We start from the raw sequence: 5,458 nt of genomic DNA, 5'->3' as shown, positions 1-5,458 counted from the left end.
TGCCTAACGTGATTTGCCCGACGGCGATTGGTTGCTCCCCTTGCTTCGTAATTGCGGTCGCTTGTTGGGGCTGCAGGCTAATTAGAGCCTGCAGTGAACGGGTAGTGTTTGCTTTGGCTTTTGCTTCTATGTAGTGACCAAGTGAGATCAAACCGACGATCATCGCACTGGCCTCAAAGTACACATGGCGCGAAGCCAGCGGGAACCATTGGGGGAAAACGACCACAAGCATTGAATAGAACCAAGCGGCACCAGTACCGAGCGCGACTAAGGTGTCCATGGTGGCGCGTTGGTGAGTGGCCGCTAACCAGGCGTTGGTAAAAAAGTGCTTACCCGCGGTCGCAAGTAATAATAAACACACAAGACCTATCGCCCCCCAGACCAGTTGGTCGTTGGGATTACGAATCATCATGTTGCCACCAAATATCCCCCATAACATCAATGGCGCGCCGACGAGTAATCCTGCGATTGCATCAAGTTTGAAACTTTTTTGTTGGGCAAGTTGCTGGGCGGTTTGCTTTTTTTGTTGTGTTGCAGCGTCTTGGAGGATTTCCGCACGGTAACCGGCTTGATTTATGGCTTCGATAATTACTTGGTCAAGGGAAGCAGAGTCTTGAGTGGCAAAGACAAGCGCGCTTTGCTCTGCTAGGTTGACTTGCGCTTTTTCAATACCTTCTACGTTAGTGAGTGCTTTCTCTACTGAAGAGACGCAACTTGCGCAAGTCATGCCTTGGATAAGAATTTGTCGTTGAATGCTTGCTGGTGGAACTTGAATATGGTCAATATCACCTTGCGTTTCTACTGGTTTCGCTTCTAGGGCATTTGCTTGTTTTAATTCAGCACTGTCCAAGCCATTAACGCTAGCGGTAAAGCCGAGCGTTGCTACTAGGTCGATGACATGCTGTTCGGGCAGTAGGGTAGTGATTTCGAGTTGTGTTTTAGATGCTTGAAACCCGATCACGTTTTGATCTTTTTTCAATAACGAAGAGAGTTTCTTGACGCACCCACTGCAGCTCAACCCCGCAAGATGAAATTGATATTGATGGCCTGCGCGGTAACCCAGGGACTCTATGGAATCGACAAGAGAAGCGAGTGGGGACTCGGTTTTCACTTCAAGCATGGTTGGGGACAAATTGATGATCTCAACCCTGTGATTGGCATGTAAAGTTTTCTCAACTTTTTTTGCGCAGCCCATGCAGCTAAGTCCTGACATCGGAACAATGAACTGATACATAACTGGTCCTCAAGAATGCTAATGTTTACAGCATAAACCTTCCAGCAAGGGGAAGGTCAAGTTTTTCGACGCGAAACAAATTCGTCAAAATCGCTATCATTGGGCTGATGTTCAGTCGAGGTCGTTGAGAGTTATCTCAAAGTTTTTTCTCTTTAAATATAAAGTTCCGTAAAAAAAGCTAAATATTGAGTGATCTGAGCAGGCTTTTTTTGCGCTATTTATTGGTAATTTTATGTTTCAGGGTGGTTTTGACGTTTTGTTATTTTTATGTTTTTTGTTAAGTAGTTGTATTTTATGTTTTTATATTAATTTGGGATTTACCATTTTTGAAGTTGCTCAGATTGCCGTGGGGAAAGTTTTTTACTGCGAAAAAAGTTTGCCATATTTGGTCTGTCCACACACAGACTCAAGTTCCAGCAATGTCCTAGTTAGTGAATTTGAAGATGGAAAAAAACTAAAAAATATAGGGGTTAAAAATGTCATACCTAAAGAAAAGCCTACTTGCTACTGCAATCACAGGCATGATGTTCAGTGGTTCAGCTTTCGCTGATGGTGCAAACGGCGATGCAGCGAAAGAGTTCCTAACTAAAGATTCTTTCTCATACGAAGTTTACGGTATCATCGCGATGCAGGCCGCGTATCGCGATTACGATTCTGGTACTGCGAAGAAAGATGATGAGCTTGGTGGTATGCAGCTTAACAACGAATCGCGTATCGGCTTCCGCGGTAAAAAACAATTTGCGAAATTTGACCCTGCTTTCATTTGGCAAATTGAAGGTGGTTACGTAGATCCAAGCTTCGGTGGTGAAGGTGCAGGTCTTGGTGAGCGTGATACATTTGTTGGTTTTGAAAGCGCTTCTTGGGGCCAGGTTCGTCTTGGTCGCGTACTTACTCCACTTTACGAATTGGTTGACTGGCCAGCATCAAACCCAGGTCTAGGCGATGTTTACGACTGGGGTGGCGCGATCGGTGGTGCTAAGTACCAAGATCGCCAATCGAACACTATCCGTTGGGACTCTCCAATGTTTGCTGACAAATTCTCTCTAGATGTCGCAGCGGGTGCAGGTGATAAAGCGGGTTTGGGTGAAGGTGACGATTACTGGGGCGGTATTGCGGCGCATTATAAGTTGGGCCCACTGCAGTTGGATGCGGCTTACGAAGGTAACCGTAACATCGAATCTGAAGGTCAAACGTGGGAAAACAACACATACCTAGTCGGTGTTCAAGGTTGGTTTGAAAACGGCATTTCTTTGTTCGCTCAATACAAGTACATGGAAGCGGATGCAAGTAATGGTGTGGATGAGAAGCAAGATGCAATGTCTGCAGGCTTGATGTACACAACAGGTGACTGGCAATACAAACTGGGCTACGCAGCAAACTTTGACCTAGAACGTGACGGTAAGACAATCGATAACACAGCGGATGATGTACTATCAGCGCAGGTTATGTACTTCGTAGACCCGTCGGCAGTGCTGTACGTTCGTGCTCGTACGTTAGATTTCGGTGACGGTGCGTCTAAACTAGACACTCCAACAGATGCACGCCATAAGTCAGCTGATTACGATGAATACTCTGTCGGTGTTGAATACTACTTCTAATCGAGAAGCAGCAAAAAGGGCGGCAACGCCCTTTTTGTCTTGATACTTATTCATATAAGCCATTGGAATGACTGGCCTGTTAGTTTCAGTGGCTTATCTAAATTGGTATAAGACGAGAAAACCATGATGAAAAAAACAACGACATTATTAGGACTTTGCGCATTTCTCTCTGCGCCTGCATTTGCTGCTCAATTGACTCTGCAAGCGGAATTGGTCCCTCGCGTTATCAACGGTGAGTTCGTCTACCCGGAGTGGATCTCTGATAACAACAGCATCAAAATAGAAGACGGTGCAAATCAACTGGCTGTGAACGTGGGTCAAATTGTATTTGAAGATGGTAAGCGGCGTAAATTCGATTCGCAGCCGCTTATACTCGAGTTTAATGCATTGAAAGATGCCGAGTTGACACTGACGTACAATAAATTCCGCACCATTGAAGAAGCCAATGCCTTTGAAATGGCTCCGAAACTGGCACTAAAAGATGCAAATGGTAACGATATTGAGTTTTCTATGGTGCAACTGCGAAAAGGTGGCTTACAAGGCTTTCGAGATTATGAACGCGAAGTCGCCGATTACAACCAAGCGATGAACAAGCAAACCACAAAAGCGAGCATTGCAGCTTCTCCAGCGGTAACGAAAACACTGAAAGAGTCGTTCAACGATCTAAGCCGTGAAGAGCAGCAAGAATTCATGCAATGGGCGATGCGTAACCTGAAGTAATTCGACTTTCTTCCTCTATATATGGTTTCTATTTCAAGAGCGGTTATGTATGGTCATAACCGCTTTTTAGTCATGACCTTTCTCTCGTATAAACAACGGGGCAGTGCCATTTAGGCGGCTAATCTGTTTGTCTTTCTGGCGTTAAACCATACGGAATGATTGTAGTATTGACTTACGATGGTAAAATGTCGCCACTTTTATCCTTAACATTACAACGAGATCCTTCTCGTTACTCATTATCCCTAAGGAACTCTGATGACGGTTAAAACTCGTTTTGCTCCTAGCCCAACTGGCTACCTACACGTTGGTGGTGCTCGTACTGCACTTTACTCTTGGCTATACGCTAAAAACCAAGGTGGTGAATTTGTTCTGCGTATCGAAGATACTGACCTTGAACGTAACTCTCAGGAAGCGGTTGATGCAATCTTAGAGGGTATGCAATGGCTTGGTCTTGAGTGGAACGAAGGCCCTTACTTTCAAACTCAACGTTTTGATCGTTACAACGAGATGGTTGATAAGCTTCTAGAAGAAAACAAAGCATACAAATGTTACGCATCTAAAGAACTGCTAGACGAAGTTCGTGCAGAGCAAGAAGCAAACAAAGAAATGCCTCGTTACGATGCTAACCATCCAAAAATAAAAGCAGCGAATGAAGCGGCAAAAGATGGCGAACCATGTGTTATACGTTTCCGCAACCCAACAGAAGGCAGCGTCGTATTTGATGATCAAATCCGTGGTCGTATCGAAATCAATAACGCACAAATGGATGATCTGATCATCCGTCGTACTGATGGCTCTCCAACGTACAATTTCTGTGTTGTTGTCGATGACTGGGATATGGGTATTACTCACGTAGTGCGCGGTGAAGACCATATCAACAACACGCCTCGTCAAATTAATATCTACCAAGCACTAGGTGCGCCAGTACCAACATTTGCACATTGTGCAATGATCCTAGGTGATGACGGCGCTAAACTGTCTAAGCGTCATGGTGCAGTATCGGTAATGCAATATCGTGATATGGGTTACTTACCAGCAGCTCTTAACAACTACCTAGTGCGTCTTGGTTGGTCTCACGGTGACCAAGAGATCTTCACTCAGGAAGAGATGATCAATTTATTCAGCCTAAACGCCGTTTCTAAATCTGCGTCAGCGTTCAACACTGACAAACTGCAATGGTTGAACAACCACTACATCAAGAACTCAGATCCAGCGTACGTTGCAGAGCACCTACAATGGCACCTAGATCAGCAAAAACTAGACGTAACAAACGGCCCAGCCATCACTGAAGTGATCAAGTTGGTAGGTGAGCGTTGCAACACGCTTGTTGAGCTAGCTGAGCAAATTCGTTACTTCTACGAGGACTTTGCTGAGTTCGAAGCGGGCGCAGCGAAGAAACACCTGCGTGGTGTGGCGAAAGCGCCTCTAGAGCTTGCGTTAGCGAAAGCAGAAGCACTGACTGAGTGGACAACAGCGAACATCAAAGATGGTGTTATTGCAGCAGTATGTGAAGAGCTAGAAATCGGCATGGGTAAAATCGGTATGCCATTACGTGTAGCCGTTACAGGTGGCGGTCAGTCTCCTTCTGTCGATGCAGTCATGGAACTGATTGGTAAAGAGCGTTGTGTTACGCGTATCAAAATGGCTCTTGAGTTCATTACTGAACGTGAAGCTAATGCATAATTTTGAATAAATAGTTGAAAAGCCGTGGTCAACGCCGCGGCTTTTTTGTGTTTCAAACTTGGATAAAGTGCCAACTCGGATAAGATGTGCTTACTCCAGATATGATTTTTTTATCAAACTACTCAAAAGTGATAAGTTTTTTCATTCAAATATAACCCCTGCAAATGAGAAGGTGCTCGTTTCATACGTAATATCTCTCTGAATTAAAAGCTTATTCCATAAA

Annotated in this window: 4 protein-coding genes; 3 read left to right on the top strand and 1 reads right to left on the bottom strand. The window is 44.7% G+C overall.

Annotated features, from left to right (window positions below; genetic code table 11):
* On the bottom strand, window positions 1-1,234 hold a 1,234-nt coding region (locus AND4_RS18265; protein ID WP_043991887.1), incomplete at its 3' end, for a cation transporter.
* Between the two features lie 476 nt (window positions 1,235-1,710).
* Between AND4_RS18265 and chiP the strand changes: the two genes are divergently transcribed.
* From chiP to gltX, 3 genes are all read left to right on the top strand, one after another.
* Window positions 1,711-2,832, top strand: a complete 1,122-nt coding sequence (gene chiP, locus AND4_RS18260; RefSeq protein WP_009844464.1) for a chitoporin — start codon at window positions 1,711-1,713, stop codon at window positions 2,830-2,832.
* A gap of 123 nt (window positions 2,833-2,955) precedes the next feature.
* Window positions 2,956-3,552, top strand: coding sequence for a DUF2057 domain-containing protein (locus tag AND4_RS18255; RefSeq protein WP_009844463.1), 597 nt, complete (start codon window positions 2,956-2,958; stop codon window positions 3,550-3,552).
* A 255-nt stretch (window positions 3,553-3,807) separates the two neighbouring features.
* The gene (gene gltX / locus AND4_RS18250; RefSeq protein ID WP_009844462.1) at window positions 3,808-5,235 is read left to right on the top strand and encodes a glutamate--tRNA ligase; all 1,428 of its coding nucleotides are present in this window, start codon (window positions 3,808-3,810) and stop codon (window positions 5,233-5,235) included.
* Window positions 5,236-5,458 lie beyond the last annotated feature (223 nt).

The sequence above is a fragment of the Vibrio sp. AND4 genome (assembly GCF_000171815.1).
Taxonomy (GTDB): domain Bacteria; phylum Pseudomonadota; class Gammaproteobacteria; order Enterobacterales; family Vibrionaceae; genus Vibrio.
Note: the sequence above shows the minus strand (reverse complement) of the source record. Positions and strands in the feature narration are given on the sequence as shown.

Coding starts and splice junctions, on each gene's coding strand:
- chiP (WP_009844464.1), top strand. CDS start 1,711: ATGTCATACCTAAAGAAAAGCCTACTTGCTACTGCAATCACAGGCATG.
- AND4_RS18255 (WP_009844463.1), top strand. CDS start 2,956: ATGATGAAAAAAACAACGACATTATTAGGACTTTGCGCATTTCTCTCT.
- gltX (WP_009844462.1), top strand. CDS start 3,808: ATGACGGTTAAAACTCGTTTTGCTCCTAGCCCAACTGGCTACCTACAC.